Origin of the sequence: Campylobacter sp. US55 (genome assembly GCF_004378955.1) — a bacterium.
Taxonomy (GTDB): domain Bacteria; phylum Campylobacterota; class Campylobacteria; order Campylobacterales; family Campylobacteraceae; genus Campylobacter_D; species Campylobacter_D jejuni.
In genome coordinates, this window is the sequence record NZ_RYYF01000028.1 from 1 (window position 1) to 343 (window position 343).

Here is a 343-nt window from a genome sequence, read left to right on the forward strand (position 1 = left end):
CTCATTAAGAAATTCATGTGTTGATTGCTTTTAGAATTACTAGGGTTTTTTATATGAGTATCTTTAGGTTTAAGATAAAAAACTGAACTAAGTTTTCCTTGTTTTAGTATGAGTTTGTTATAACTTGTATTAGCATGATCGGTTTTTGCTGTGATTAAGAAAGGAAGCACTCTAACTGTTTTTATACTATGATCGGCTCATGCCTTGCTTTAAAAGAAAGAACTTTATCTTCTTTCATATTAGGGGTAAGTAAATAATGTTTAAAATTTAAATCGTTTGTATTTGAAATATTTGATTTAGGATTGTTATAAATTAGAGTAAGATTATTAATATCTTGTTTAGA

At 26.2% G+C, this 343-nt stretch carries 1 pseudogene; it reads right to left on the reverse strand.

The features are described from left to right. Positions 1-343, reverse strand: a pseudogene (locus ELQ07_RS08235) (hypothetical protein); the annotation flags it as partial.